Origin of the sequence: Halopseudomonas yangmingensis (genome assembly GCF_900114825.1) — a bacterium.
GTDB classification, from domain to species: Bacteria; Pseudomonadota; Gammaproteobacteria; order Pseudomonadales; family Pseudomonadaceae; genus Halopseudomonas; species Halopseudomonas yangmingensis.
The window spans coordinates 37,551-63,805 of record NZ_FOUI01000001.1 but is presented as its reverse complement, the minus strand read 5'-3'; the positions used below and the strand labels follow the sequence as shown (position 1 = coordinate 63,805).

The 26,255-nt window shown below is 61.7% G+C and carries 27 protein-coding genes, 1 tRNA gene and 1 riboswitch; of the genes, 6 read left to right on the top strand and 22 right to left on the bottom strand.

Translation table 11 applies throughout. From position 1 onward, the window contains the following. Positions 1-23 precede the first annotated feature (23 nt). The 7 genes from lepB to rpoE form a co-directional block, all read right to left on the bottom strand. Entirely contained in the window at positions 24-902 is an 879-nt protein-coding gene (lepB, locus tag BMZ23_RS00340) for a signal peptidase I (RefSeq protein ID WP_093471195.1), read from the bottom strand. A 16-nt stretch (positions 903-918) separates the two neighbouring features. Further along, positions 919-2,718 carry a translation elongation factor 4 gene (gene lepA / locus BMZ23_RS00335; RefSeq protein ID WP_093471194.1) on the bottom strand — a complete coding sequence of 600 codons (1,800 nt, stop codon included), beginning with the start codon at positions 2,716-2,718 and terminating at the stop codon, positions 919-921. Between the two features lie 140 nt (positions 2,719-2,858). Then, positions 2,859-4,283, bottom strand: a complete 1,425-nt coding sequence (locus BMZ23_RS00330) for a DegQ family serine endoprotease (RefSeq protein WP_093471193.1) — start codon at positions 4,281-4,283, stop codon at positions 2,859-2,861. Positions 4,284-4,333: 50 nt separating this feature from the next. Continuing rightward, entirely contained in the window at positions 4,334-4,822 is a 489-nt protein-coding gene (locus tag BMZ23_RS00325) for a SoxR reducing system RseC family protein (RefSeq protein ID WP_093471192.1), read from the bottom strand. Next, complete coding sequence (locus BMZ23_RS00320; RefSeq protein ID WP_093471191.1) at positions 4,819-5,763, bottom strand: MucB/RseB C-terminal domain-containing protein; 945 nt, start codon at positions 5,761-5,763, stop codon at positions 4,819-4,821. Before BMZ23_RS00320 ends, BMZ23_RS00325 begins: the two co-directional genes overlap by 4 nt. Beyond that, on the bottom strand, positions 5,763-6,359 hold the full coding sequence (locus tag BMZ23_RS00315) for a sigma-E factor negative regulatory protein (protein WP_093471190.1): 597 nt from the start codon (positions 6,357-6,359) through the stop codon (positions 5,763-5,765). The genes BMZ23_RS00320 and BMZ23_RS00315 overlap by 1 nt, the downstream gene beginning before the upstream one ends. A 54-nt stretch (positions 6,360-6,413) precedes the next feature. After that, entirely contained in the window at positions 6,414-6,989 is a 576-nt protein-coding gene (gene rpoE, locus BMZ23_RS00310) for an RNA polymerase sigma factor RpoE (protein WP_425431645.1), read from the bottom strand. 325 nt (positions 6,990-7,314) lie between these two features. Between rpoE and nadB the strand changes: the two genes are divergently transcribed. Beyond that, positions 7,315-8,937, top strand: a complete 1,623-nt coding sequence (nadB, locus tag BMZ23_RS00305) for an L-aspartate oxidase (RefSeq protein WP_093471188.1) — start codon at positions 7,315-7,317, stop codon at positions 8,935-8,937. Here the strand turns inward: nadB and BMZ23_RS00300 are convergent. From BMZ23_RS00300 to dinG, 3 genes are all read right to left on the bottom strand, one after another. Then, entirely contained in the window at positions 8,906-9,358 is a 453-nt protein-coding gene (locus tag BMZ23_RS00300) for a hypothetical protein (RefSeq protein WP_093471187.1), read from the bottom strand. The genes nadB and BMZ23_RS00300 overlap by 32 nt on opposite strands. After that, positions 9,342-9,602 carry an FAD assembly factor SdhE gene (locus BMZ23_RS00295; protein ID WP_093471186.1) on the bottom strand — a complete coding sequence of 87 codons (261 nt, stop codon included), beginning with the start codon at positions 9,600-9,602 and terminating at the stop codon, positions 9,342-9,344. The genes BMZ23_RS00300 and BMZ23_RS00295 overlap by 17 nt, the downstream gene beginning before the upstream one ends. A gap of 107 nt (positions 9,603-9,709) precedes the next feature. Then, a complete protein-coding gene (dinG, locus tag BMZ23_RS00290) occupies positions 9,710-11,836 on the bottom strand; it encodes an ATP-dependent DNA helicase DinG (RefSeq protein WP_093471185.1) in 2,127 nt (708 codons plus the stop codon). Between the two features lie 84 nt (positions 11,837-11,920). On the opposite strand from dinG, the gene BMZ23_RS00285 reads away from it, so the two are divergent. Continuing rightward, positions 11,921-12,385, top strand: a complete 465-nt coding sequence (locus tag BMZ23_RS00285) for a YchJ family protein (protein ID WP_093471184.1) — start codon at positions 11,921-11,923, stop codon at positions 12,383-12,385. Here the strand turns inward: BMZ23_RS00285 and BMZ23_RS00280 are convergent, their stop codons facing one another. From BMZ23_RS00280 to BMZ23_RS00260, 5 genes are all read right to left on the bottom strand, one after another. Further along, the gene (locus tag BMZ23_RS00280) at positions 12,386-12,967 is read right to left on the bottom strand and encodes a TMEM165/GDT1 family protein (protein WP_093471183.1); all 582 of its coding nucleotides are present in this window, start codon (positions 12,965-12,967) and stop codon (positions 12,386-12,388) included. A 14-nt stretch (positions 12,968-12,981) separates the two neighbouring features. Continuing rightward, a riboswitch (yybP-ykoY riboswitch) is annotated at positions 12,982-13,162 on the bottom strand. 26 nt (positions 13,163-13,188) lie between these two features. After that, complete coding sequence (locus tag BMZ23_RS00275; RefSeq protein WP_093471182.1) at positions 13,189-14,202, bottom strand: methyltransferase; 1,014 nt, start codon at positions 14,200-14,202, stop codon at positions 13,189-13,191. Between the two features lie 3 nt (positions 14,203-14,205). After that, the gene (pdxH, locus tag BMZ23_RS00270; protein ID WP_093471181.1) at positions 14,206-14,847 is read right to left on the bottom strand and encodes a pyridoxamine 5'-phosphate oxidase; all 642 of its coding nucleotides are present in this window, start codon (positions 14,845-14,847) and stop codon (positions 14,206-14,208) included. Between the two features lie 29 nt (positions 14,848-14,876). Further along, positions 14,877-16,049 carry a serine hydrolase domain-containing protein gene (locus tag BMZ23_RS00265; RefSeq protein WP_093471180.1) on the bottom strand — a complete coding sequence of 391 codons (1,173 nt, stop codon included), beginning with the start codon at positions 16,047-16,049 and terminating at the stop codon, positions 14,877-14,879. Positions 16,050-16,102: 53 nt separating this feature from the next. After that, positions 16,103-16,654 carry a hypothetical protein gene (locus BMZ23_RS00260; RefSeq protein WP_093471179.1) on the bottom strand — a complete coding sequence of 184 codons (552 nt, stop codon included), beginning with the start codon at positions 16,652-16,654 and terminating at the stop codon, positions 16,103-16,105. A gap of 90 nt (positions 16,655-16,744) precedes the next feature. On the opposite strand from BMZ23_RS00260, the gene BMZ23_RS00255 reads away from it, so the two are divergent. Both BMZ23_RS00255 and BMZ23_RS00250 read left to right on the top strand, forming a co-directional pair. Beyond that, on the top strand, positions 16,745-17,218 hold the full coding sequence (locus BMZ23_RS00255) for an LEA/WHy family protein (RefSeq protein ID WP_093471178.1): 474 nt from the start codon (positions 16,745-16,747) through the stop codon (positions 17,216-17,218). A 3-nt stretch (positions 17,219-17,221) separates the two neighbouring features. Next, positions 17,222-17,662 (top strand): DUF2489 domain-containing protein, encoded by a 441-nt coding sequence (locus tag BMZ23_RS00250; protein WP_093471177.1) that lies wholly within the window; start codon positions 17,222-17,224, stop codon positions 17,660-17,662. Positions 17,663-17,688: 26 nt separating this feature from the next. Here the strand turns inward: BMZ23_RS00250 and BMZ23_RS00245 are convergent, their stop codons facing one another. Continuing rightward, positions 17,689-18,471, bottom strand: coding sequence for an SDR family oxidoreductase (locus tag BMZ23_RS00245; RefSeq protein WP_093471176.1), 783 nt, complete (start codon positions 18,469-18,471; stop codon positions 17,689-17,691). A 353-nt stretch (positions 18,472-18,824) separates the two neighbouring features. Here BMZ23_RS00245 and BMZ23_RS00240 point away from each other — a divergent pair, with 353 nt between their 5' ends. Next, entirely contained in the window at positions 18,825-19,262 is a 438-nt protein-coding gene (locus BMZ23_RS00240; RefSeq protein ID WP_093471175.1) for a hypothetical protein, read from the top strand. Here the strand turns inward: BMZ23_RS00240 and dinB are convergent. The 3 genes from dinB to BMZ23_RS00225 form a co-directional block, all read right to left on the bottom strand. Then, complete coding sequence (gene dinB / locus BMZ23_RS00235; protein ID WP_093471174.1) at positions 19,248-20,303, bottom strand: DNA polymerase IV; 1,056 nt, start codon at positions 20,301-20,303, stop codon at positions 19,248-19,250. The two genes, BMZ23_RS00240 and dinB, sit on opposite strands and share 15 nt — an antisense overlap. A 21-nt stretch (positions 20,304-20,324) precedes the next feature. Next, complete coding sequence (locus BMZ23_RS00230; protein WP_177197177.1) at positions 20,325-21,536, bottom strand: GGDEF domain-containing protein; 1,212 nt, start codon at positions 21,534-21,536, stop codon at positions 20,325-20,327. A 105-nt stretch (positions 21,537-21,641) separates the two neighbouring features. Next, positions 21,642-22,862, bottom strand: coding sequence for a GGDEF domain-containing protein (locus BMZ23_RS00225; RefSeq protein WP_093471172.1), 1,221 nt, complete (start codon positions 22,860-22,862; stop codon positions 21,642-21,644). Positions 22,863-23,013: 151 nt separating this feature from the next. On the opposite strand from BMZ23_RS00225, the gene BMZ23_RS00220 reads away from it, so the two are divergent. Continuing rightward, positions 23,014-23,090, top strand: a tRNA-Met gene (locus BMZ23_RS00220). A gap of 113 nt (positions 23,091-23,203) precedes the next feature. On the opposite strand, the gene hisC is transcribed toward BMZ23_RS00220, so the two are convergent. Genes hisC through hisG form a run of 3 tightly spaced genes read right to left on the bottom strand, consistent with a single transcriptional unit; the run spans position 23,204 to position 26,255 of the window. After that, positions 23,204-24,265 (bottom strand): histidinol-phosphate transaminase, encoded by a 1,062-nt coding sequence (gene hisC / locus BMZ23_RS00215; protein ID WP_093471171.1) that lies wholly within the window; start codon positions 24,263-24,265, stop codon positions 23,204-23,206. A 5-nt stretch (positions 24,266-24,270) separates the two neighbouring features. Continuing rightward, entirely contained in the window at positions 24,271-25,584 is a 1,314-nt protein-coding gene (gene hisD, locus BMZ23_RS00210) for a histidinol dehydrogenase (protein ID WP_425431644.1), read from the bottom strand. 38 nt (positions 25,585-25,622) lie between these two features. Then, positions 25,623-26,255, bottom strand: a complete 633-nt coding sequence (gene hisG / locus BMZ23_RS00205; RefSeq protein ID WP_093472069.1) for an ATP phosphoribosyltransferase — start codon at positions 26,253-26,255, stop codon at positions 25,623-25,625.

Sequence of the window (26,255 nt, the reverse complement as noted above, 5' to 3'; positions counted from 1 at the left end):
CCCGCAAGCCGCCGGCCCGCGAATCAATGAATCAGCGAAGCGCGGGAGAAGCTCGGCAGGCTTTTCAGCTTGGGATCCGGCCAATGCATCCATACTGCAAATGCCTTGCCAACAATATAGTTGTCCGGAACCATTCCCCACAACTGTTGCGGCATCTGCGGGTCATTCCAGAAGCGGCTGTCGTTCGAATTGTCGCGGTTGTCGCCCACCATAAAGTAATGCCCTTCCGGCACCAGCCATTCCTGCGGCAATACCGGCTGCGCCAGATTTTTCAGACGAATGCGGTGCTCGTCTTCACCAAGCCATTCGCGCACCACATCGACTCGCGCCATTGCCTGCAGCGGATGGCCAGCGGGCACCTCATCATCCTGCAACTGCTCGACCAGTTCGGTACGCACCTGTTCACCGTTGATAAACAACTGCTTATCAACATAAGCCACCCGGTCACCCGGCAAGCCCACCACGCGCTTGATGTAGTTGATGCGCGGATCATTAGGGTAGCGGAAAACCATGACATCTCCGCGTTCCGGATCACCCACAGGGATAATCTTGGTATCCAGTACCGGCAGACGGATACCGTAGGCAAACTTGTTGACCAGAATGAAATCACCGACCTCCAGGGTCGGCTTCATGGAGCCGGAAGGAATCTGAAAAGGTTCTACCAGAAAGGAGCGCAGCACCAGCACAACTGCCAACACCGGAAAGAACGAGCGTGAATACTCGATCAGTACAGGCTCCTTGCCGAGCTTTTCAAGGGTCAGCGGATTAACCGCATCCACCTGCTGTTGATAGTTGGCCTGGGCACGCCGGCGTCCCGGCGCCAGCCACAGGCGATCCAGCAACACCAGCAGACCGGTGATGGCAGTTGCCAGCACCAGAATCAACGGAAAGTTCAGATGCATGTCGGTTCAATTATCCCTAGTTGTCGACCTTGAGCACGGCAAGGAAGGCTTCCTGCGGAATCTCCACACTGCCTACCTGCTTCATGCGCTTCTTGCCGGCCTTCTGTTTCTCCAGCAGTTTTTTCTTGCGACTGGCGTCACCACCGTAACACTTGGCCAGAACGTTCTTGCGCAACGCCTTGACCGTGGAACGGGCACAGACCTGACCACCAATGGCCGCCTGGATCGCCACATCGAACATCTGCCGAGGGATCAGATCCTTCATCTTCTCGACCAACTGGCGGCCCTTGTAGGCGGCATTGTCACGATGCACGATCAACGCCAGTGCATCGACCTTCTCACCGTTGATCAACACATCCAGACGGACCAGCTTGGCCGGCTGGAAACGATCGAAACTGTAATCCAGCGAGGCGTAACCACGGCTGACCGATTTCAGACGGTCAAAGAAATCCAGTACCACCTCATTCATCGGCAGATCATAGGTGACCTGCACCTGATTACCGAGGAACACCATGTCATGCTGCACGCCACGCTTCTCGATACAGAGGGTGATCACACTGCCCAGATGGTCCTGCGGCACCAGAATGTTGGCGCGCACGATAGGCTCGCGCATCTCCTCGATCATTGACGGATCAGGCAGCTTCGACGGGTTATCAACATAGATGACCTCGCCGTCCTTCTTTACCACTTCGAAGATTACCGTCGGTGCGGTGGTGATCAGATCCAGATCGTATTCACGCTCCAGACGTTCCTGGATGATCTCCATGTGCAGCATGCCGAGGAATCCACAGCGGAAACCAAAGCCCAGCGCCTCGGAGCTTTCCGGCTCGAAATGCAGGGAGGCATCGTTCAGCGTGAGTTTTTGCAACGCCTCACGAAAATCCTCGAAATCATCGGAACTGACCGGAAACAGACCGGCATATACCTGAGGTTTGACCTTCTGGAAGCCCGGCAGCATCTCCACATCGGGCGTGCTCGACAGGGTCAGGGTGTCGCCCACCGGAGCACCGTGGATGTCCTTGATGCCGGCAATGATAAAGCCTACTTCGCCAGCCTTGAGGTCCACGGTTTCGCTGTGTTTCGGCGTGAAAACACCGACACTGTCGACCTGGTGGACCTTGCCGGTGGACTTGACCAGTACCTTGTCACCTTTCTTGATAAGGCCATGTTTGACCCGCACCAGCGACACCACACCCAGATAATTATCGAACCAGGAGTCGATGATAAGTGCCTGCAGGGGCGCGTCGATATTACCTTCAGGGGCAGGAATAGTGGTGATCAGGCGCTCCAGCACATCCTCGACGCCCAGACCGCTTTTGGCGCTGCAGACCACCGCATCGGTGGCATCAATGCCGATCACGCTCTCAATCTCACCCTTGACCCGCTCCGGCTCGGCCTGCGGCAGGTCGATCTTGTTCAGCACCGGCATTACCTCGAGCCCTTGCTCGATCGCCGTGTAGCAGTTGGCTACCGATTGCGCCTCGACGCCCTGCGCCGCATCGACCACCAGCAAGGCACCTTCGCAGGCAGCCAGAGAGCGGCTGACTTCATAGTGGAAGTCGACGTGGCCTGGGGTATCGATAAAATTCAGCTGGTAGGTACGCCCGTCGCCGGCCTTGTAATGCAAGGTCACGCTGTGAGCCTTGATGGTAATCCCGCGCTCACGCTCGAGATCCATCGAATCCAGCACCTGGGCTTCCATTTCGCGCTCGCTGAGACCGCCACAGATCTGGATAAAGCGGTCGGCCAGCGTCGACTTGCCATGGTCGATATGGGCAATGATCGAGAAATTGCGGATATGGCTCAGGTCACTCACAGGCGATTCATCCAGACACGGGTAGGCCAGACAGGGCTTGAACGGTCAGAAAGCCCCATGAAAACAGCCGGCGAGTGTACCTGATTCCGGATTGGCGCGCCATTGGCCCGACCCGGCAAACAGCGGGTCGGGCCAATGTCTTACTCAGGCAGGCGGAAGGTGATGAAGCTGGCACGGCCCTGGCGAACCACGCGCATGGAGACCGAGCGATTGACCGGCAGTGCCTTGACCAGTTGCTGGAAGCGCTGCACCGAGTCGAGCTCCTGATTGTCCAGGTTGGTAATGACGTCACCTACCCGTAACCCCATCAAGGCACCGACACCCTGGCGTACCTCGCGAATGACCACACCACTGCGAATATCCAGGTTCTTTTTCTGCTCGTCGGTAAGTTCGACAACACTGATACCCAGACGGTTGTCGCTGACGGCCGGCGCCTGGCCTGCTGCTATTGCCTGGTCACCCTCTTCCGGCAGGGCACCAATTTCCATTTTCAGATTGCGCCGCTTGCCCTCGCGCATCACCTGCAGTGTCGCCTGGCTACCGGGGCGAACACGACCTACCGCATGCGGCAGGTCCGAGGACATCACGATATCCACCTCGTTGAAGCGCAGGATCACATCACCCACACGCAGACCACCCTTGTCCGCCGGACCTTCCGGCTGGATCTGGGCCACCAGCGCACCGGCCGGACGAGACAAGCCGAAGGACTCTGCCAGATCCTTGTTCACCTCCTGGATCACCACGCCGAGCCAGCCACGACGCACCGCGCCATCCTGCTTGAGCTGCTCGACCACATCCATGGCAACATCCATAGGGATCGCGAAGGACAGACCCATAAAACCGCCCGAGCGGGTGAATATCTGCGAATTGATGCCCACCACTTCGCCCTTCAGATTGAACAGCGGCCCACCGGAATTGCCCGGGTTGATCGCTACATCGGTCTGGATAAAGGGCACATAGTTATCGTTCGGCAGACTGCGGCCCAGCGCACTGACGATGCCGGCTGTGACTGAATAGTCGAAACCGAACGGCGAGCCGATAGCCAGCACCCACTCGCCGGGACGCAGGCTTTCCGAACGGCCAATACGCACCACCGGCAGACCCTTGCCCGCCTCGATCTTCAGCAGCGCCAGGTCGGAGCGCGGATCGGCACCCACCAGCTCAGCCTGTAACTCACGGCGATCCGATAGCCTGACAAAAATCTCATCAGCCCCCTCGATCACATGGTTATTCGTCAGCACGTACCCGTCAGTCGAGATAATGAAACCGGAACCCAGCGACTGGGGTGTCTGACGGTCACGCGGTGCCGGTGACTGCGGAAACGGGAAACTGCGCTCGAAAAACTCGCGAAAAATCGGTGGCAAGCCTTCCAGATCGGGCATGCCGGGTGTAGCCGAGCCAGTCCGAACGGAAAGATTATGCCGGGTACTGATATTGACCACGGCCGGCGAAGCCTCTTCGACCAGGCTTGCAAAATCGGGCAGATCACGCGCCTGCGCGTTCGGCAATAGCAGCAGCCATACGGCCAGCACAGAGAAAAACCAGCGGTGCACAGACAACATCATGCTTAATCTCCTCGCGCAAATATTCTTGCAGAATTTCACAACAGGCAACGTCAGAGCTCCGCCTGGCCAGCCACTTCGATGGCGCAGGAAGGCGACGGAGTCGCCGCAGGCAGTCGCCTGAGCAAGCGTGGTTGCAGTTCAGGACTACCAGCAGCCCGGTGTGCAAGCAAGCGGACCAGCAACAGACCACCCAGCAGGCCGCCCAGCGCCAGCAGAACCAACAGCGGCTCAGAGAGTCCGATTGCCTGGCCAGTCAGTGCCAGGGCAAACAGACCACCCAGTGGCAACAGATAGACCAGCAGGGAGCTGCGCAGCAAGGCCTGTTCGGGAACACCAATGAGCACTTGCTCACCAATAGTGAGGGGCTCTTCGCTCAGCACCCGGATATGTCCATGACGACTGCCAACACCGGCACGTTGCAGCAATGCCTGACCACACCCATGGCGTGCACTGCAACTGCCACAGGTGCTTTGTCGCAGGGTTTCCACCCACACCGCACCGGGCTCCCGGGCAATAACCCGTCCCTGTTCCTCGATCACGGCGCTGTCACCGGCAACAGCTCGACACCTGCCAGTATGCGTTCGGCCGCCGCTGTCGGTATTTCACCAATCAGGGTGACCAGCAGCGGCTGCTTCTGGCCTCGCTCAAGCACACGGCTTAGCGCCAGCGTCGGCCCCAGTTGAGCCTGAAGTCCCGAAGCCAGCTGCTGATCAACAGGCTCGACAAACAGGCTGAAACGCGCCAGTCCGTCGCCATAAACCACCACCTCGACCCAGTCCTCGCCAACCTTGCGCTGATGCGCGCCGATCTGGCGAAAACCGCCAGGCAGCCAGCCGGCATGCCAGCCAGGCGAAAGCGCCTGCAACTCTGCCGACGGTCCCGGCTGCCCAAGGCAGGCACTGCTGCCTTGCAACGCGATCAACGACGGCGCCTGATCGGACAATTCAACAAACTGGAAACGCTCAAGCAGGTGATTGCGCTCATTGATCATCAACGCCTTCAACAGCAGGCCTGTGTGACTGTCCAGATACAATTCATGGGCATAACGGAAGGCATCACGCGGCTTCAGACCGATAACGGTAACCGTACGACTGGCCACCCGTGTGCTGCCAAGCACCTGCACCGCATACCAGTCGGTCAGGCCGCGCACATCCTGCACATCGGCCAGCACAGGTAAGGCAAGATCACTGGTGTGCAAGCTGCTGGAGCACAGCAAACGACCATCTGCCCGCACCTGCTCAAGGGGTGCGCCATCAGTCTGCAGCAGGCGCTCAAGCAGTTGCCCGCGCGCATCGACCTGACGCCATACGTTGTGGGTGGAAAAACTGCCGGCACGCTCATAGACAAAGCTGCCCTGCAACGGCTGGGAGGCCGCAAGGTGCATTCGCTGCAACCAATCCAGGGCCTCTTCAGCGGCCATCAACGGCGATGCGCAGGCAAACAACAGCAGGGCCGCAAGGCCTCTGGATATCGATCGCATCAATTATCGCCCAGACTGGCCGCCCGCGCGTAGGGAACCAACTGCACTGCCGGCATTCGCTGACTTTGTTCCGCATGTTCACGCAGATACAGTTCAAGCCGCTGCTCCTGCCAGGCGGAAGGCTGCAAGGCACGCACCGGCTCCTCGCCAATCTGCGCGCTGACCGTCTGCAGACCAGCAGGCAGAGGTGCCGTGGCCAACGACCCCTGCCAGGCGGCCGGGGCTTCACGCTCGGCCACCATCGCCGGCTGGGGCGCATCAGCCGTATTGAACATGCGTACACCCACCAGCACGGCCAGCGTCACGCTGGCCGCCACACCGAGTCGCATCAGCCCGGCAGCATGACGTTGCAACAATGGCTGCTGCACGGCAGGCACCGGCTCATCAGCCAGTGCTGCAGCAATACCAGCACTCAAATCGATCCCCGGCTGCCAGGGCTCCCTGTGCAGCACAGCCCGGGCAGCCTGATAGCGCGCCCAGGTCGCCCGAACCTCAGGATCAGTCTCGCTGCGCTGCAATACCCGCCGCAACTCCAGCTCGTCTGCCTGGTCATCCATCAGGGCGGAGATTGACTCCTGCAAGGATTGATTGCTCATTGCCGTACCTCTGCTGTGGCCATATGGCCTCACTGCATTTGCCCCATAACCGGCTCAATCCTCGAGCAGCGGCTTTAGGGCCCTGTCTATCGCCTCACGGGCCCGGAAGATACGCGAACGTACCGTCCCGACCGGACAACCCATGGCTTCGGCGATATCCTCGTAACTCAGTCCCTCGAACTCACGCAGGGTAAGCGCGGTTCGCAAGTCATCCGGCAGCTGTTCCAGCGTCCGCTTGACCACCTGTTCAATCTCGTCACGGAGCAGTTCACGCTCCGGCGACTGGATGTCCTTGAGGGCGCTGTCACCCTCATGAAACTCGGCATCCTCGGCCGCGATATCCGAATCCGGCGGTCGCCGTCCACGGGCAACCAGATAGTTCTTCGCGGTATTGATCGCGATGCGGTACAGCCAAGTGTAAAAGGCACTGTCACCGCGAAAGTTCGCCAGCGCCCGATAGGCCTTGATGAACGCCTCCTGGGCGACATCCTGGGCTTCGTGGCTGTCGTGTACAAAGCGTGTGACCAACGCCAGAATCCGGTGCTGGTATTTGAGTACCAGCAAATCAAAGGCACGCTTGTCACCGCGCTGGACACGCTCGACCAGCTGCTGATCGGTCAGTTCACCCATCACCGGCCTCCGCCGAGCTGGCCGATGTCACTGCCGTCACTGTTGAAGTAGACCCGCGACCCGATCAAAAGTTCTCCCCTCTGTACGCTCCCGACTGGAAACGCCTGTCATTTGGCTATCAGGCCCAATATTTGATAGCCGCCTGATATAAACCAGCGTTTGCATAGAACAGGAAAGTCGGGAAAAGTTCCCGCCAACCAGCCCGCAGCGCTGCCCTTGTTATGCCACCCTGCGCTATTGTGCCGACAGGCGCTTCTATATACTAGCGCCGACATTCCTGCCCGGACCGATCCGGGCCTAAACAGCAGCAGGCAAGCAGCCCGGCATGAGCAGCGACTACAACCAGCACAAGTACGACGTCCTGATTATCGGTAGCGGTGCCGCCGGTCTTACCCTGGCACTCAATCTGCCGTCACAACTGCGGGTCGCTGTATTGAGCAAGGGAGGCCTGTCCGAGGGCTCCACCTACTGGGCCCAGGGTGGCGTGGCTGCGGTACTGGATGACCATGACACGGTCGACAGCCACGTCGAGGACACCCTGATTGCCGGGGCCGGCCTGTGCCATGAACCGGCAGTGCGGCATATCGTCAGCGACAGTCGCGCCTCGATCGGCTGGCTGATCGAGCTTGGCGTGCCCTTTACCCGCGAACGCCAGCAGGACGGCAGCGAGGGCGAGGATTTCCACCTGACCCGCGAGGGCGGCCACAGCCACCGGCGCATCATCCATGCTGCCGATGCCACCGGTGCGGCGATCTTCAATACCCTGCTGGCACGCACCCGCGAGCGCAGCAATATCGAGCTGCTGGACAACTACGTGGCGGTCGACCTGATCACCAGCCACAAGCTCGGCCGCGGCGGCAACCGTTGTCTTGGCGCCTATGTGCTGAACCGCGACACTGGCCATGTGGAAACCATGGCGGCGCGCTTCAGCGTGCTGGCCACCGGTGGCGCCAGCAAGGTCTACCTGTATACCAGCAATCCCGACAGTGCCAGCGGTGACGGCATTGCCATGGCCTGGCGCGCCGGCTGCCGGGTCGCCAACATGGAGTTCACCCAGTTTCACCCGACCTGTCTGTACCATCCGCAGGCCAAGAGCTTTCTGGTAACCGAGGCGCTGCGCGGTGAAGGCGCCCTGCTCAAGTTGCCAAACGGCAAGCGTTTTATGGACCGGCACGACCCGCGTGGCGAGCTGGCCCCGCGCGACATAGTAGCCCGTGCGATCGACCATGAAATGAAGCGCCTGGGTCTGGACTGCGTGTATCTGGATATCAGCCACAAGCCGGCAGAGTTTATCCGCGAGCACTTCCCGACCGTCTACGAGCGCTGCCTGTCCTACGGCATCGACATCACCCACCAGCCGATTCCGGTGGTACCGGCGGCCCACTACACCTGTGGCGGAGTGATGGTTGACCAGCACGGGCGCAGTGACGTCGACGGCCTGTATGTGATCGGCGAGAGCAGTTTTACCGGGCTGCACGGCGCCAACCGGATGGCCAGCAACTCGCTGCTCGAATGCATCGTCTACGGCCGCAGTGCGAGTGCCGACATCAGCGCCCGACTGGATGACTATCTACTGCCCACGGCCCTGCCACAATGGGATGAAAGCCAGGTTACCGACTCTGACGAGGACGTGATCATCTCGCACAACTGGGACGAATTGCGGCGCTTCATGTGGGACTATGTGGGTATTGTGCGCACTACCAAACGCCTGACCCGGGCCAAGCACCGGGTTGATCTGCTGCTGGCGGAAATCCACGAGTTCTACAGCAACTACCGGGTCAGCCGCGACCTGCTGGAGCTGCGCAACCTGGCGGTGGTGGCGGATCTGATTATCCGCTCGGCGATGCAGCGCCACGAGAGCCGTGGCCTGCACTACACACTGGACTATCCGCAAACGCTGGCAGAGGCCCGCGATACTATTCTGCAGCCGCCCAGCGCTGACGACTGAAACGCAGGCGCAGACGCAACCGGCGCAGCGCATCGGCGGCAGCGGCATCCGGCAGCAGAATCACCGACAGTGACCACCAGCGACCCGTCTCACGCAGCCGCACCACGGTCAGCAGTGCGCTGACCCAGGTATCGGGCAGCAGCGTGGCGGCGGTTTCCGATCCGTCGCGGCGCAGCACATGCCAGCCCGCCACATCGTAACGCAGTGCAGTTACCGCACGGGCATGGCGCAGACTGACATGCCGCGGCCACAGCCAGCCCAGTTGCAACAACAGCAGCCCGCCAAGACACAATAGCAGCGGCAGTGACAGGCGCGTCAGACTCAGCGCCAGCAACGCCAGCAGGACACACAGCAACAGGCCGCCACCCAACAGGGGTGACGGGCGACGCTGCAGCAACAGGCCTTCAGCTGGGCTGAACACGGTCAACGATCATCCGTACGATGCGACGCAGATCAGGGTCTTGCGGCTCCTCACGCTGCATAAACCAGCCAAACATGTCCTGATCCTCACACTCCAGCAATTGCCGGTAACGCGCCTTGTCGGCCTCATCCAGTCCCGGATAGGCCTCTTGCAGAAAGGGCACCAGCAGCACATCCAGCTCCAGCATGCCGCGTCGGCTATGCCAGTACAGGCGCTTCATTTCAATCTCGTCATGTGCCGTCATCGGTGTCTCCACAGCTGTCTTTCAACCCTTGTGCGCACTGTCCCGACCAGTCGGTTCAGGCTCGAATGCCGTCAAGTATACGCCCTCCGCAGTGCCCGGGCACCCGCTCACTCACGGCGAAATGGCGGCAGCGCGGCGAGAATTGCCTTGCCATAGCGCTGGGTCAGCAGGCGCCGATCAAGAATGCTGATCACCCCGGCATCCGTCTCTGTGCGCAACAGCCGCCCGCAGGCCTGCACCAGCCGCAGGCAGGCATCCGGCACGGCGATTTCCATAAAGGGATTACCGCCATTGCGCTCGATCCATTCACTCAGTGCCGCCTCCACCGGATCATCCGGTACGGCAAAGGGAATCCGCGCAATCACCACGTGTTCACAATAGGCGCCGGGCAGATCCACGCCCTCGGCAAAGCTGGCCAGCCCGAAGATCACACTGGGCTGACCGGCATCGACCCGCGCCCGGTGCTGGCGGATCAGCTCCTGCTTGGACAGGTCGCCCTGCACCAGCACCCGCTCACGGAACTCCGCCGGTAGGCCGGCATACACCTCCAGCATCTGCCGCCGTGCGGAAAACAGCACCAGTGCACCCGGCGCCTGATCCAGCATCACGGGCAACTCGCGGATCATCGCCAGGCTGTGCGCCGTGGCATCACGCGGATCGGCGCCAATATCGGGGATGCGCAGCACCCCACACTCGGCATAGCGGAACGGACTGGGCGCCACACAGAAGGCGGTGTTGCGTGGCAACCCGGCACGCAGACTAAAACGGTCAAAGCGTCCCAGCGCGGTAATGGTGGCCGAGGTCACCAGGGCGGCAAAAGCCGGATTCCACAGCGACTGACGCAGGGTATCGGCAGCCAGAATCGGACTGACATGCACTTCAATATCGTTCTGCTCGGTGAGTGTCAGCCAGCGCGCCGCCGGCGGTCGTTCCGGCTCGTCCTGCAGGGCAAAGCGGGTCCACAGCCCCCAGTTGCCCTCGGCACGGGCGAGCAAGGCACCGAACAACGGATACCAGTCCTGCGCCTGATGCTCGGCGACCCCGGTGGCCTCACCATCCAGTGCGCCCTTGAGCAGGTCAACCAGACGCTGCAGCAAATCGTTGAGACGCCCGAAGCCGGCTTTCAGCTCCAGCGCCATGTCACGCAGATGCTCGGGAATCACGCCGTCGACAAAGCGGTGCTGGGGCCGGATATAGCCGCTGTTGTCCTCGCTGCTGGCGAATTCGGCGACCTCGCCAAGGGCCTGCTGCATGAACTGCTGGTGCGGCCGCAGGCCGCGCGCCTGCTCCGGCACCTGCTCCAGCAGGCGGCCGAACTCGCCGGGCAACGGATTCTGCGCCAGCAGCTTGGTCAGGCTCTTGTCCAGCTGATCCAGCCAGTCGGCGGTGGCAGCCATCCGCGTATGTTCGGCAAAGTGGCTGATCGCCTTGTCCGGCAGGTGATGGCCTTCGTCGAAGATATACAGGCAGTCACGCGGGTCGGGCAGGATGGCGCCACCGCCGAGGGCAAGGTCGGCCAGTACCAGATCATGATTGGTGACAATCACATCGATCTTCTGCACACCCTCACGGGCCTTGTAGAACACACACTGGTTGAAGTGCGGGCAACGCCGGTTGCTGCACTGGATATGGTCGGTGGTCAGCCGCGACCAGTCCTGATCCTCCAGTGCCTCCGGCCAGGAATCCCGTTCACCGTCCCAGCGACCGGCACCCAGCGCCTCGACCATGCTGGTGTACAGGCGCAGCCCGGCCTCGTCGACATCCAGCCGAAAACCTTCCTCGGCAAACCCCTGCTGCTGGCTGGCCAGCGACTGGTTGCTCTGCAACAGCTGATCCAGACGCGACAGGCAGACATAGCGCCCACGGCCCTTGGCCAGCGCAAAGCGAAATTCCAGCCCGGCATTGCGCTGGATGTCCGGCAGGTCCTTGAGCACTATCTGTTCCTGCAGGGCCACGGTGGCGGTGGAAATCACCAGCGGCTTGCCCAGCGCCCGGGCAATCGGAATGGCCGCCAGACAATAGGCCACGGTCTTGCCGGTGCCGGTGCCGGCCTCGACCACTGCCACCGCTGGCTCGCCGCTGCGCCGACCCTCGGCATCCAGCTCGACACCACCGAACAGCCGCGCCACTTCGGCGATCATCAGTCGCTGGCCATAGCGTGGCTTGAGGGATTTGCTCTCCAGAAACTGCCGGTAGGCGTTCTGGATCTGCGCTTTGAGATCCTGATTCAGCATGCGGGCTCCATTGTGCAGCGCGCATGATAGCCGGAAAATACCCGCCTGACCGAGCCACAACGCAGCGACTTTCAGGAATCCGCCATGCACCCGCAATCGCCCTGCCCCTGCGGCAGCCCCCACAGCTACGCCGCCTGCTGCCAGCCACTGCACCAGGGCCAGCCGGCAACCAGCGCCGAGGCGCTGATGCGCTCACGCTACAGCGCCTATACGCTGGGCCTGGTCGATTACCTGATCGCCACCACCCTGCCGGCCCAACAATCCGGCCTGGACAGTGCGGCGATTGCCGAGTGGAGCCGCAGCAGCCAGTGGCTGGGACTTGAGGTGGCGCAGGCGGTTGAACAGGGCGATCAGGCCGAGGTGCAGTTCGTCGCCCGCTGGGCCGACGCCAGCGGCGTGGCACAGGCGCACCGCGAACACTCGGCCTTCGTGCGCAAACAGCAGCGCTGGTACTTTATCGACCCCGGCGTGGCACTCAACCATGGTCGCAACGAGCCTTGCCCGTGCGGCTCGGGACGCAAGTTCAAACAGTGCTGCAAGCCCCGCTGATCAGCCGCCCGCCCAGCTCAACCAGGCCAGCCAGCCGGCATACAGGCCCAGCAGCAGGAACGCCAGTGCGGTGATCTGGCGAATCAGTCGCAGTGGCAAATGGGCGGCAGCGGCATGCCCGAGGAACACCACCGGCACGTTGGCCAGCAGCATGCCCAGCGTGGTGCCCACCACCACCCACAACCAGGCATCGAATCGCGCCGCCAGCATCACGGTGGCGACCTGGGTCTTGTCGCCCATTTCGGCCAGGAAAAACGCCACCAGACTGACCATGAATACCCCGTGCAGGCTGACTCTGGGCAGTTCGTCCTCCTCCAGCCGGTCCGGGACCAGCGCCCACAGGGCTACCGCGACAAAACTCAGTGCCAGCAGCAGCTGCCCCCAGAAACCGTCCAGCAGATTGCCCAGCCAGTGGCCAACCGCAGCCGCCAGCGCATGGTTGGCCAGGGTCGCCAGCAGAATGCCGGCAATGATCGGCCAGGGTCGACGGAAACGTGCGGCGAGCAACAGGGCGAGCAACTGGGTCTTGTCACCCAGCTCGGCCAGGGTGACCAGCGCAGTAGAGATCAGCAAAGCTTCCATGGAAAGTCCGCAGGGGGCGGGATACGAATACCAATGACACGGGCGCAGACCCGCCCCCAGGCAGCCGCAACCGTGTCACAGGTCTCGTCAGACCGGGCTGGGAACCCGGTTGCACACGCCACGGCCTGCTGGCCGATTATGTTGACGTGCACGTCCGCATGGCTTGCGGACAGACTACTCCCCCACGACGGCGGCGACTTTAGCAGCCCCTCGCGGGCAGTTCAACCGGCCAGCGCCGAATACACGCGAAACCGGCTGCTCTCCAGCAATACCCGACAAGGTCCGACATGCGCCTCGATCAGCGGCGGATAGCGCAAAAAACCGTTGGCTACCAGACGCAACTCGCCGCCACTCAGCAGGTGCTTGCCGATCCCCTCGAAAAAGCGCTCGGCAATCCCGGTATCCATGCGCAGCCCAGTGTGAAACGGTGGATTGCTGACCACCGCCGCATACATGCCGTGCACCGCCTGCAGGCCATCCGAGGCCAGCACCCGGGCGTTGACTCCGTTACGCTCCAGCGTCTGCTGCGCCGACCACAGGGCCAACGCATCGACATCCAGCAATTCGAAATGGCACTGCGGGTTGCGCCGCGCCAGCGCCACACTGAGCACCCCGGCACCACAGCCGAAATCCAGCACCCGACCGGTCGGCAGGGTCGCCGGCACCTGCAGCAACAGGGCACTGCCCTCATCCAGCCGGCCATGGCTGAACACCCCGGGCAGGCTGATCAGATCGATATGCTGGTCGGCCAGCTCGATCAGGTTGCACTGCTGCCACTGATCCAGCTGGAAAGTTGCCGGCGACTCGACCTGCACCTGCCAGAGCTGGCAGTGGCGTGCCGCATCCAGCTTCACCGGCGTCTGGCCATGGGCCTGCAACAGGCTGGCGGCACGCTTGATGCCGCCCTTGTTCTCGCCGATCAGATACAGCGGCTTGCCACTGCCCAGCAGCGGCGCCAGCTGCGCCAGCGCGTAGGCGGCGCGCTCCATGGCCTTGGGCATCAGCAGGATGGCCGCATCCAGCGCCTCAAGCGCCGGCACCAGATGGGAAAAACACACCGCCGACTCGCCGAGACTGCGGGTAAAGGCCTGGCAATCAGCATAATCCCAGCCCCACAGCTGCCAGTCCGCCGGCGCCGCAGACAGCACCGCGGTGTCGGCAAAACCGGCAAGCAACACCCGGCGCCCGGCAAACAGATCAGCATTGCGCTCAATCAGCGCACTGGTGTTATCCATGCCTCAGGGTGCCAGCCGTTCGCGAAGCCAGCGACCCTCGACCAGCCGATAGTTGAGACGGTCATGCAGGCGACTGGGACGTCCCTGCCAGAACTCCACCAGTTCCGGCAGCAGGCGATAGCCACCCCAGTGCGGCGGCCGCGGCGGCTCGCTGTCGGCGTACTGGCGCTCAACCTCCTGCAGGCGCTGCTCGATCACGCTGCGCCCAGCAATTACCTGGCTTTGCGGTGAAGCCCAGGCACCCAGCCGGCTGCCCAGCGGGCGGCTGAAGTAGTAGGCATCCGACTCCTCGGCACTGACCCGCTCAACCCGCCCTTCGATACGCACCTGGCGTTCCAGGTCATGCCACCAGAAATTCATCGCCGCGCGCGGGTTACCTGCCAGCTGCCGCCCCTTGGCGCTGTCGTAGTTACTGAAAAACACCAGACCACGCTCATCAAAGCCCTTCAGCAGCAGGGTCCGCAGGTGCGGCTGGCCATCGGCATCCACAGTGGCCAGCATCATCGCGTTCGGCTCGGTAGTCTCGGTTTCCACCGCTTGTTCAAACCAGCGAGCAAACAGGCTCATCGGTTGTTCAGGCGTCTGGTCTTCCAGCAGTCCGTCACGGGTATAGTCACGGCGCAGATCGGCAATCGTCGGTTTCATCAGAATTACTCGCAGTAAGGGAATCAGGGTCAGTCAATTGCTTGCAGGCAGCGCTCTACCTCACGGCTGAGTGCCCGTGCCCGCGGGTCCATCAACACATAGGGACCCATGGTATTGGTCACGTAGCCAAAGCCCAGTCGTCGGTCCGGATCGCAGAAACCCAGCGCGCCACCGGCACCCGGATGCCCCCAGGCATTCGCTCCCATACCGAAACCGCCACCCTCCCAGGCCTGGTCGAGCATCACCCCCAGACCAAAGCGGGTCGGCGCCAGCAGGGTGCGATCCATGCCGACACTGTGCTCGCAGCGCATCTGCTGCACCAGTTGTGCATCCAGCAGCTTCAGCTCACCCAGCGCGCCGTCATGTGCCATAACCTGCCAGAAACGCGCCAGCGATCGGGCGTTGCCGGTGCCGTTGGCGGACAGGATATCGGCCTGCTGCCAGTCCCGGGTGTTGGTGCTGGTCATCATGCTCACCGGATTGCCAAAGGCCTTGCCGGCCAGGCTCTGCGGATCGATCATCGCGGCAAACAGCGCTCGGGCATACTGGTCGCCATACTGGTTACGCAAGCGCGAGACCAGGGCAATCCGCGACAGCTCGCTGTCCGGCACCCCGACAAAGAAATCCATGCCCAGTGGCGTGCAGATGCTATCGGCAATCGCCTGCCCTGGCCGTTTGCCGGTCAGCCGGCGTAGCGGCTCACCCAGCAGCCAGGCATAGGTTACCGGTGCGTAACCATGATCCGTGTCCGGCTCCCACCAGGGTTGCTGGGCGGCCAATGCGCCAGCCATCGCCGGCCAGTCAAACAGCGCCTCGGGCGGCAACGGCTGACTGATCGCCGACAGTCCGGAGCGGTGCGCCAGCACCTGACGCAAGGTAATCTGCTGCTTGCCGGCGGTAGCAAACGCCGGCCAGACCTCAGCCAGCGGCTGATCCAGCCCCAGCTTGCCGGCCTCGACCTGCTGCAACAGCGCCACGGCACCCAGCGGCTTGGTGCAGGAGAACACGTTGACCAGGGTGTCACGCTGCCAGGGCTGGCTATTGTCCTTGTCGGTTACACCCTGCCAGAGATCAATCACCACCTGATCGCCGACGGTCACACACAAGGCCGCGCCTCGCGCCTGATCATCAGACTGCTGCCGGGCAAACAGCGCCCGTACCGAGTCAAAACGTGGCTCAATACTGCCGTGAACCTCAGTCATCACATCTCCGGACAATTAAATGGAAAACCGGCAACCTCGCCTGAACTGAATAATCAGTGCGAGTCATCCAGTGACAGGTGGTCAGTGGAAGGCACCTGATCAGCCTGTGGGCGTGGCAACTCACCCATATCAGCGCCAACCGGGGCCACGCTGAAAGCCGACAGATCCAACGGCAGGGGTACAGGTTCAACGTACTCATCCTGCATGTCAGCGCCAACCGGGGCCACATCCAGCGCCGGCGCATCGACATGGGCAAAGGCCGCCATATACTCGTCACGCGGTATCACCTGCAGCCGTTCACCACTGAGGGCGGGGGTCGTCGCTGCACTGGCCTCCGGTGCTGCAGGAATTGCAGGCACTGGAGCTTCCAGCTGCGACTCGAGTGGCTCGATCAGGCAACGGGCACCGGCCCGCTCGATGGCCTGCCGGTACTTCTCGGCAGCCTCGGCATCCAGCCCCTGCTTGATCACCATACGCCGCCCGGAAAACAGCTGGTCCAGCCGTTCACCATCAACACGGAACAGCTGACCGATGCGCGCACGCACTTCGACCAAGGACTGCCCCGGCAACAATTCGCCGGAAAAAATCACCTGTAATCCAGACATGGCACACTCCCTCTGTTGCAATTGCAGGTAGTATGGACATCCGGCGGTTGCCAGACAACAACAGCAGGCACCCCGACAGGGAGGAACAGCATGTTTCGAATAACTCCGGCACTTGGCACCCTGATGCTCTGCCTGTGGCTCACCGGTTGCGCCAGTATTGGCGGTCACTGGGACAAGCCGGATGTGCGTCTGGCTGACGTACAGATGCTCAAGGGCAATCTGTGGGAGCAGCAGTTCCGGGTTCGCCTGCGGGTAGACAATCCCAACCCGCGAGCACTGCCGATTCGAGGCATGCAGTACCAGATCCACCTGAACGATGCCCGACTGGCCACCGGCGTATCCGACCGGCACTTCAACGTCCCGGCTTACGGATCGGAGTATTTCGATATAGAGGTGCGCTCCAACCTGTGGCGTCACATTGGCGACCTGATACGCCTTGTGGACCAGCAGCAACCCATCGAATACCGCGTTGACGGACACATACGTACCGGACTGTGGATGGCTCCGCGACTCAATCTGGAGCAACGCGGCACGCTGAACCCTGACAACCTGAGGCTGCGCTGACACATGAGTAGTACATTTTGGCTGCTGCTGGCTGGCGGACTGATTATTGGTGGGCTGGGCCTGTACGCCTGGCAACTCTGGCGTCAGGTATGGCGCCGCGAAGCACACAACCGCGAACAACTTCAAGCGCGCAACCACAGACTGCAGGAAGACCTGCGGATTCTGGCCGGTAGCCTGCTGGATGAGCAGCTGCCACTGATTGAAGGCTGCATCCGCATCAAGGTGCTGCTGGACAACTATCAAGGCAAGCAACGCAGCAGCCTGCCCGACGGCATCTTCAGCCTGATCTACGATGCCACCGCACACATCCCTACTCACCAGGCCTGGAAGGATCTGCCCCGTGAGCAGCGGCTGGCATTCGAACAGCTGATGATGCAGCTGGAGGAAACCCACCGTACGGCCATCGAGCAGGCCGCCCGCGAACTGCTGGAAAAACTGCGCTGAGGGATTACCCCGGCGCAGTCTGTCGATCACACCACCGAGTTGCCGCCATCCACCGCCAGCGCCTGACCGGTGACGTGCCGGGAAGCCTCGGAGGCGAAGAATACCGCCGCGCCCTTGATATCATCATCGCCACCCACCCGGCCCAGCGGGGTGCCCTGCTTGATCATATCCGCCACATGATCCAGCCCCTTGGCCAGCTTGGTCGGGAAATAGCCCGGACAGATAGCATTCACATTGATGTTATAGGCACCCCACTCACCCGCCAGCACGCGGGTCAGATTGATCGCCGCCGCCTTGCTGGTGTTATAGGCCGCTGTGTGTACACCGGTATTCGGTCGGTTGCCCTTGAGACCGGCAATCGAGGCGATATTGATGATCTTGCCGCTGCGCCGCGGAATCATGAAGCGCCGCGCCACTTCCTGAGCCACCAGGAAACACACATCGACGTTAAGCGTCATGACTTTCTGCCAGCCGGCATAGCTGTGCGTCTCCGCCGGCTCGCCCCAGGTGGTGCCGGCATTGTTGACCAGAATGTCGACGGTGCCAAAGGCCTGCTCCACCGCATCTACCAGGGCCTGCACCGGGTTGCTGTCCAGCTTGCCCAGATCACAGGCAATACCGGCTGCCTCGATATCCGAAGCTTTCAGGCGCGCCACCACTTGCTGCACCTCCTCGGCATTGCGGGCACTGATAAATACCTTGGCCCCCATCTCGCCAAAAGCCTCGGCCATCTGCAGGCCCAGCCCCTTGGTGCCGCCGGTGATCAGGGCCACCTTGCCGGTCAGATCAAACAGATTCATCACGCCCATGTCTTTTCTCCGTTGTTGTCGTCAAGTCATTGCTGCCCGACCAGGAAACGCTGATCAATTGCACTACCTTTAGGAACGCGGTAGCCGCTGACCTGTTGCGGACCGTCGATGCCCTGGACGGGCATCGCCGAGCTTACAGGGACGTATTTACAGCGTGTCCGGAACAGGTCATCGGGTGCTGCGTTGGCACAGCAGCTATTTGATCAGCGTTTCCCTGAGGGGATAACTCCACATGATAGGCGACTGACAGGTCAGAAATGCAGCACCAACACCGAGACTGATGGCGCATCCCGGCTCTGCCTTATCCGCACATGCAGTATCATGCCAGCCTTCCCCCTTGCAGGAGCCCATCCATGGCCCGTCACGACTTTCGCCGCAGCAGCCTGACTGCCGCCCATACCCTGGTCGAATGCCGCACCCTGGCGCCCGGTCGCTACCAGCTGACCGGCCACGGTGGCGCGCCACAAAAGGGCGATCAGGTGATCTGTACCCTGCGCGGCAGTCAGAACCTCGACATGCTGCTGAGCGTCGAAAGCGTGCGCCAGCTGATCAACCCGCCCGGCCAATGGAGCGCACAGGCCAGCGGCCCGGATCTGAGCAACTCGGTAATTCTTGGCTGGTCGGTGAACTGTGACCAGTGTGCTGCCAGTCAGGCCTTCGAGTTCCTCGCCGAGGACAGCGATGACCTGCCAACCCGCCAGCAAAAGGCCCGCGTGCGGATTGCCGAGCTGGGTTGGCGTCAGCGCGAGCAGCAGCACCTGTGCCCGGCCTGCAGTTCAGTCGAACAGTGACAGCTGCTCACCGAGCGGCGTGAGGTTGCTGTCCAGCCGCACCCCGACGCCGATCAGTCGCACCGGTCGCGCGCCGCGCGGCCAGGCCTGGCGGCACAGCTCGGCATAGCCCTGCGGGGTCATCGCCGCACCGGCCTGTTCCAGGGTGGTCTGGGTAAAATCGTCGAATTTCAGCTTGATAAAGGGTTTGCACGCCCGGTAATGCTCGGGCAGCCGACCCAGTCGTTGCGCCAACTGCTCCAGCAGGGGCGGCAAGGCCTGCAGGCAAGCGGCCAGATCCGGCAGATCGCGCTCGAAGGTATGCTCGACACTCACCGACTGGCGCCGGCGCTCGACCTGCATCGGCCGCTCATCAATACCCCGCGCCAGCTCCCACAGCCGCTCACCGAATCGACCGAACTCGCGCAGCAGCTGCTCACGCTGCCAGACCCGCAGCTCGCCACAGCTATCCACCCCCAGCGCATGCAGACGCGCCGCCGTGACCTTGCCCACCCCGTGCAGCCGATCCACCGGCAGCGCCGCGACAAAGGCATCCACCTGCTCGGGCAGAATCACCTTGATGCCGTCCGGCTTGTTCCAGTCGCTGGCAATCTTGGCCAGAAAACGGTTCGGCGCCACCCCGGCTGACACGGTAATACCCAGGGTCTCGCGCACCCGGCGACGGATTTCCTCGGCGATCAGGGTGGCACTGCCGCGGCAGGCACGGCTGTCGGTGACGTCCAGATAGGCTTCATCCAGCGATACCGGCTCGAGCAGCTCGCTGTATTCCAGCATGATGGCGTGGATCACCAGAGATACTTCGCGGTACACCGCCATACGCGGCGGCACTATCAATAACCCCGGACACAGCTTGCGCGCATGTGCCGAGGCCATTGCCGAACGCACCCCATAGGCCCGCGCCTCGTAGTTGCAGGTGGCAACCACCCCGCGCTTGCCGGGGTCACCACCGACCGCCAGCGGACGCCCGCGCAGGCGCGGGTCGTCGCGCATTTCCAGCGCGGCAAAGAAACAATCGCAGTCTATGTGGATAATCTTGCGCATGCGCGCATCATAGCAACCGGCTCAGCCCACCAACATCTGCATGCTGCCATCGGCCTGCACCAGCACGACCCGGTCACGCCCCGCCGCCTTGCCGGCATACAGCGCCTGGTCAGCACGCTGCAACAGACTATCCAGCTGCCGTTCATCAGGCTGCAATTGGGTCAGGCCCAGCGTCGCCGTAACCTGCAATACCGCCTCTCCAACCTCTATCGGCGTTACTCGCAACTGCTCCAACACCCGTTGCGCCACCTCACCCGCCTGAGCCAATGAGGTATCCGGCAACAGCACGACAAACTCCTCGCCACCCAGCCGTCCGACAATATCCACTGCACGGAAATTATCCCGGCACAGCCGGGCCACCCGGCGAAGCACTTCATCGCCCGCCGCATGGCCATGGGTGTCGTTCACCCGTTTGAAATGATCCAGATCGAGAATCGCCAGACTCAGCGGCCGCTGTTCACGCAGGCTGCGCGCCAGCTCATGGGCGAACAGGCGCTCGTACTCATGTCGGTTATACAGCCCGGTCAGCGCATCGGTACTGGCCTGGCGCTGCAACTGCTGTTGCAGCAGCCGTCGCTGCTCTACCTCGTCCTGCAACTGGCGATTACTGCGCAGGGTTAACGTCATCAAGGCATATTGCTGGCGCTGCAGCACCTGTACCCGCCAGGCACTGATCCAGCCTGTAGCAACCGGAAACAACAACATCAAAAACAGAGCCAGCAGTTCCAACAGCTCTCGCGGACGCACCAGATGCATCGCCACCAGAGTTATTATTGCCCCAAAAAGAGCCACCGCCAGCGCCATACCCAGGCGGTTGGGAATGGCGACAAACAAGGTGAACAGCATCAGCAAAACAACCACAAAAGTCCAACCGACGATCTCTGGCCTTAGAAAGAACACCAGCATAAAACCGGCCAGACCTATCAGTTCGACCAGGGTTGTCAGCACGCCATTGACCGCATGCATGGGTGTGCGCCGCACCTGCAAGTACAACAGGCCAATACAGCCCACCACAGCAAGACGCATGACCAGCAACAGAACAAAGTCGGTAGACCATCCCAGAGCGGAATAATCCGGCAGAGCAAAAACCAGCAGCAACAATGCCCAAACAGCCAATCCCCAGCGCAACTGCAACGCCGTGATGCTGCTCACATGCTGACGGTAGGCCGTCTCAGTGCGCGGGTCGAGAAACTCTCCGCGCCAGAGTGATATTCGCCATTCGGGTCCCTTCAAGGAAGCCTGATCACCAGCATTCGAACATAATTGTGAAACCAGCGTTTCCGCAGCCGGCCGCATTGCAAGCCCTCAGCAGTTCACTGTCTGGTTTCTGGCATACGATCAGGACAGCACCAACTGATCGCGCCCGGCAGCCTTGCCCTGATACAAAGCAACATCCACCCGCTTTAAAGTATCCGACAAATTACCGTCAGTGTCCTTGACCTCGGTCAGCGCCACCGTAGCGGTAATCCGCACACCACCTTCAACCCCTGACAACGGATAGCTGCGCAGGGTCTGCATGACCCGCTCCACGACCACCCTGGCCTGCTCAAGCGGTGTATCGGGCAGCATCAGAATAAACTCCTCACCACCAAAGCGACCCACCACATCAGAGCAACGCAAGCCGGCGCGCAGTATCTCTGCCGTATGCACCAGCGCCTGGTCCCCCACCTCATGCCCGTGGGTATCATTGACTGACTTGAAGTGATCCAGATCCAGCATGGCTATCGACAAGCCAGTCCCCTGACGCCTGCAACGATTCAGCTCACGCTCGTACAACGCTTCATAGTGCCGGCGATTACAGAGCCCGGTCAGTGGATCTGTTGTGGCCTGACGCTCCAGTTCGGCCTCAAGCGCCTTGCGCCGCTCGATTTCGGCTCGCAATTCAGCATTACTGCTCATCACCTGCTGTCTCAGGCTATATTCACCCCTTAACATGCGCTCCAATCGCAATGCCGTGTAGTACCCCACCACGGCCGGCAAGGCCAGCACAAAGGCAACACCAACCAGCTTGGCAGGGCCCATCCCCAGGGCTGCAAGAGTGGCCAGCGATCCGGCCCAGCCAAACAGGGCTACCCACAGCGAAAGCCCAACCCGCCCGGGCAGATAGAGAAACACGGATATCTGCAACACCATGATCACGCCAAGAATCCAGGCGGTTACGTCCGGCCGCAGCACGAAATACAGGAAAAAGAACGGATGTCCCAGCAATGCCAGCCACATGGCCAGACGGCCATCGGTAGCCAGAACCGGATATTTGTTGAGCAGCAAGACCCCGCCCAGCAGACAGGCAACAAATACCAGCCGATAGGTTGCCAGCCAGAAAAACGCCTGCGAAGCACCCAGCGCCAGCCAGTCCGGCAACATGAACAGCAAAAACAGCAAAGCCCACAACAGCAGGGTATAGCGTAACTGCCGCACCATGAGCGGCTCGCGCTGCTTGCGATAGACCAGTTCAACCGCAGGGTCAGCAAATTCGGCATTCCAGCGCTGCAAGTAACGGCCAGCGGAAAACCGGTGCGCATCAGGCTGACTATCGGTATTGGAATTATTATGTGCCATAAGGTCAGACCAACCAGGGGCAAGGCATTAATGCCAACGATAGCACATAGTCAGCACTTTCCGACTCAGCCTGACGGGTGAGGCTAAATAGATGGAAATCAAAATAAATCCTTGACGGCAGCCTGAAAATCCATAGAATGGCCACCTCTGACGCGGGGTGGAGCAGTCTGGTAGCTCGTCGGGCTCATAACCCGAAGGTCGTAGGTTCAAATCCTGCCCCCGCAACCACATTAAAGAAAGGCGATTCAGCCGCAGCTGAATCGCCTTTTTTGTTGCCTGCATTTCACCATAATACAGCCACACAGCCTGCGCTCATGGCAGACTGATGCAAGCCTCTCGCCTCAGTCCGCCAACAACTCCCGCAGCGCCGCCAGCAAGGCCTTGTTCTGTGCCTCGTTGCCAATGGTAATGCGCAGGAACTGCTCGATACGCGCCGCACGGAAGTGCCGCACTATGACCTTATGCTCGCGCAGCCCCTGGGCCAGGGTGGCGGCGTCATGCTGCGGGTGTCGGGCAAAGATGAAGTTGGCTGCCGACGGCAACACGTCAAAGCCAAGCTCAGCCAATTCGGCAGTAAGACGCTGGCGGCTGGCGATCACCGCCTGACGGGTCTGCTCGAACCAGTCGTGATCCTCAAAGGCCGCTACCGCCCCGACAATCGCCAGACGATCCAGCGGGTAGGAATTGAAGCTGTTCTTGATCCGCTCCAGCGCCTCAATCAGGTCCGCATGCCCGACCGCCAGACCGACGCGCAGGCCGGCCAGCGAGCGTGACTTGGACAGCGTCTGGGTCACCAGCAGGTTGTCGTAGCGGCCAACCAGACTGATGGCCGTCTCGCCACCGAAGTCGATATAGGCCTCGTCTACCACCACTACCGACTCCGGATTGGCCGCAACAATCGCCTCAACCTGCTCCAGCCCGAGCAGCACACCGGTCGGTGCATTCGGGTTGGGGAAGATGATGCCGCCATTTGGCTGGCGATAATCCTCAACCCGCAGGGTGAAGTCCTCGGCCAGCGGCACCGGCTGGCCCTGAATGCCATACAGGCCGCAATACACCGGATAGAAGCTGTAGGTGATATCCGGAAACAGCAAGGGTCGGCCATGCTGGAACAGGCCATGGAACACATGGGCCAGCACCTCGTCGGAGCCGTTGCCAACAAACACCTGGCTCGGCTCGACACCATAATGGTCAGCAATCGCCGCCTTCAGAGTATCGGCATTCGGCGCCGGATACAGGCGCAGGCTGTCGTTCAGCTCGGCACGGATCGCCTCGATCACCCGGGGCGAGGGGCCGTAGGGATTCTCGTTGGTATTCAGCTTGACCAGGTTCTCGACCCTGGGCTGTTCGCCCGGCACATAGGGCACCAGATCCTTGACGAAGGGACTCCAGAAACGGCTCATGCAGATTACCCCTTGATCCGGTATTCGGCGCTGCGGGCGTGGGCGGTCAGGCTTTCACCGCGCGCCAGTACCGAGGCAGTCTTGCCAAGCTCCGAAGCGCCATCGGGCGAACAGAAGATGATCGACGAGCGCTTCTGGAAGTCATACACCCCGAGTGGCGAGGAAAAGCGCGCGGTTCCCGAGGTTGGCAGTACGTGATTGGGCCCGGCACAGTAGTCGCCGAGTGCTTCCGGGGTGTGGCGACCCATGAAGATGGCGCCGGCATGCCGGATTTTCGGCAGCAGCGCCTCGGGATCGGCGACCGACAGTTCAAGGTGTTCGGCGGCAATCCGGTTGGCGATGGCACAGGCCTGATCCAGATCATCCACCCTGATCAGCGCCCCTCGATTCTCCAGTGACACACGCACCATATCCGCCCGCTCCAGACTGCCAAGCAAGCGGTTCAGGCTGGCTTCCACGGCATCCAGGAAGGCTGCATCGGGCGACAGCAGGATCGACTGGGCATCCTCGTCGTGCTCGGCCTGGGAGAACAGGTCCATGGCGATCCAGTCCGGATCGGTCTGACCGTCACAGACCACCAGAATCTCCGAGGGGCCGGCGATCATGTCGATGCCGACCTGACCGAATACCGCGCGCTTGGCGGTGGCCACATAGATGTTGCCGGGTCCGACGATCTTGTCCACCTGCGGCACGCTTTCGGTGCCATAGGCCAGCGCCGCCACGGCCTGCGCGCCGCCAATGCTGAATACCCGGTCAACCCCGGCCAGACAGGCGGCAGCCAGCACCAGTTCGTTGATTTCACCACGCGGGGTTGGCACCACCATGACCACTTCCGGCACGCCGGCCACCTTGGCCGGAATCGCGTTCATCAGCACCGAGGACGGATAGGAGGCTTTGCCACCCGGCACATACAGACCAACCCGATCCAGCGGGGTGATCTGCTGGCCAAGCACGGTGCCGTCGGCCTCGGTGTAGCGCCAGGAGTCCTGACGCTGGTGTTCGTGGTAGCTGCGTACGCGCTCGGCGGCCACTTCCAGGGCTTCGCGCTGCTCCGGGGAAATACGCTCAAGCGCCAGTTCCAGCCGCGCGCGATCGAGCGTCAACGCGGCCATGTCCAGCACTTCCAGCGCATCGAAACGCGCAGTGTATTCGACCACCGCGGCATCGCCACGGCTGCGTACGGCGGCGATAATTTCCTCGACGCGCTCGTTCACCGCCTTGTCCGACACGCCCTCCCAGGCCAGCAGCGCATCCAGATGCTGGCTGAAATCGGCCTGATTGGCATTCAGTCGGGCAATCTTCAGGGCTGCACTGCTCATGGTCATTTACCTTTTGCGGGGGATAAGGCGGCTTTCATTCAGTTGTTGCGCTGCTCTACCGCGGCAGCCAGACGATCAATCAGGGCGCGCAGACGCGCATGCTTCATCTTCATCGAAGCCTTGTTGACGATCAAGCGTGAACTGATGGTGGCAATCAGCTCCTGCGGCTCCAGACCGTTGGCCTTGAGCGTGTTACCGGTATCCACCACGTCGATGATCTTGTCCGCCAGACCAACCAGCGGCGCCAGCTCCATCGAGCCATACAGCTTGATAACCTCGACCTGGCGGCCCTGCTCAGCGTAGTAACGGCGTGCGACATTGACGAATTTGGTGGCCACACGCAGGCGTCCCTGGGGTTCCGCCCCCCCAACCGGGCCTGCGGTCATCAGCTTGCACTTGGCAATTTTCAGGTCCAGCGGCTCGTACAGGCCCTGGCTGCCGAACTCCATGAGTACATCCTTGCCGGCCACACCAAGGTCGGCAGCGCCCTGCTCGACATAGGTCGGCACGTCGGTGGCACGCACGATCAGGATGCGCACATCCGGATCGCTGGTGGTGAAGATCAGCTTGCGGCTCTTTTCCGGATCGTCCAGCATCTCGATCCCGGCGGCTGCCAGCAGCGGCAGGGTATCTTCCAGAATCCGGCCCTTGGACAGGGCGATGGTCAGCAT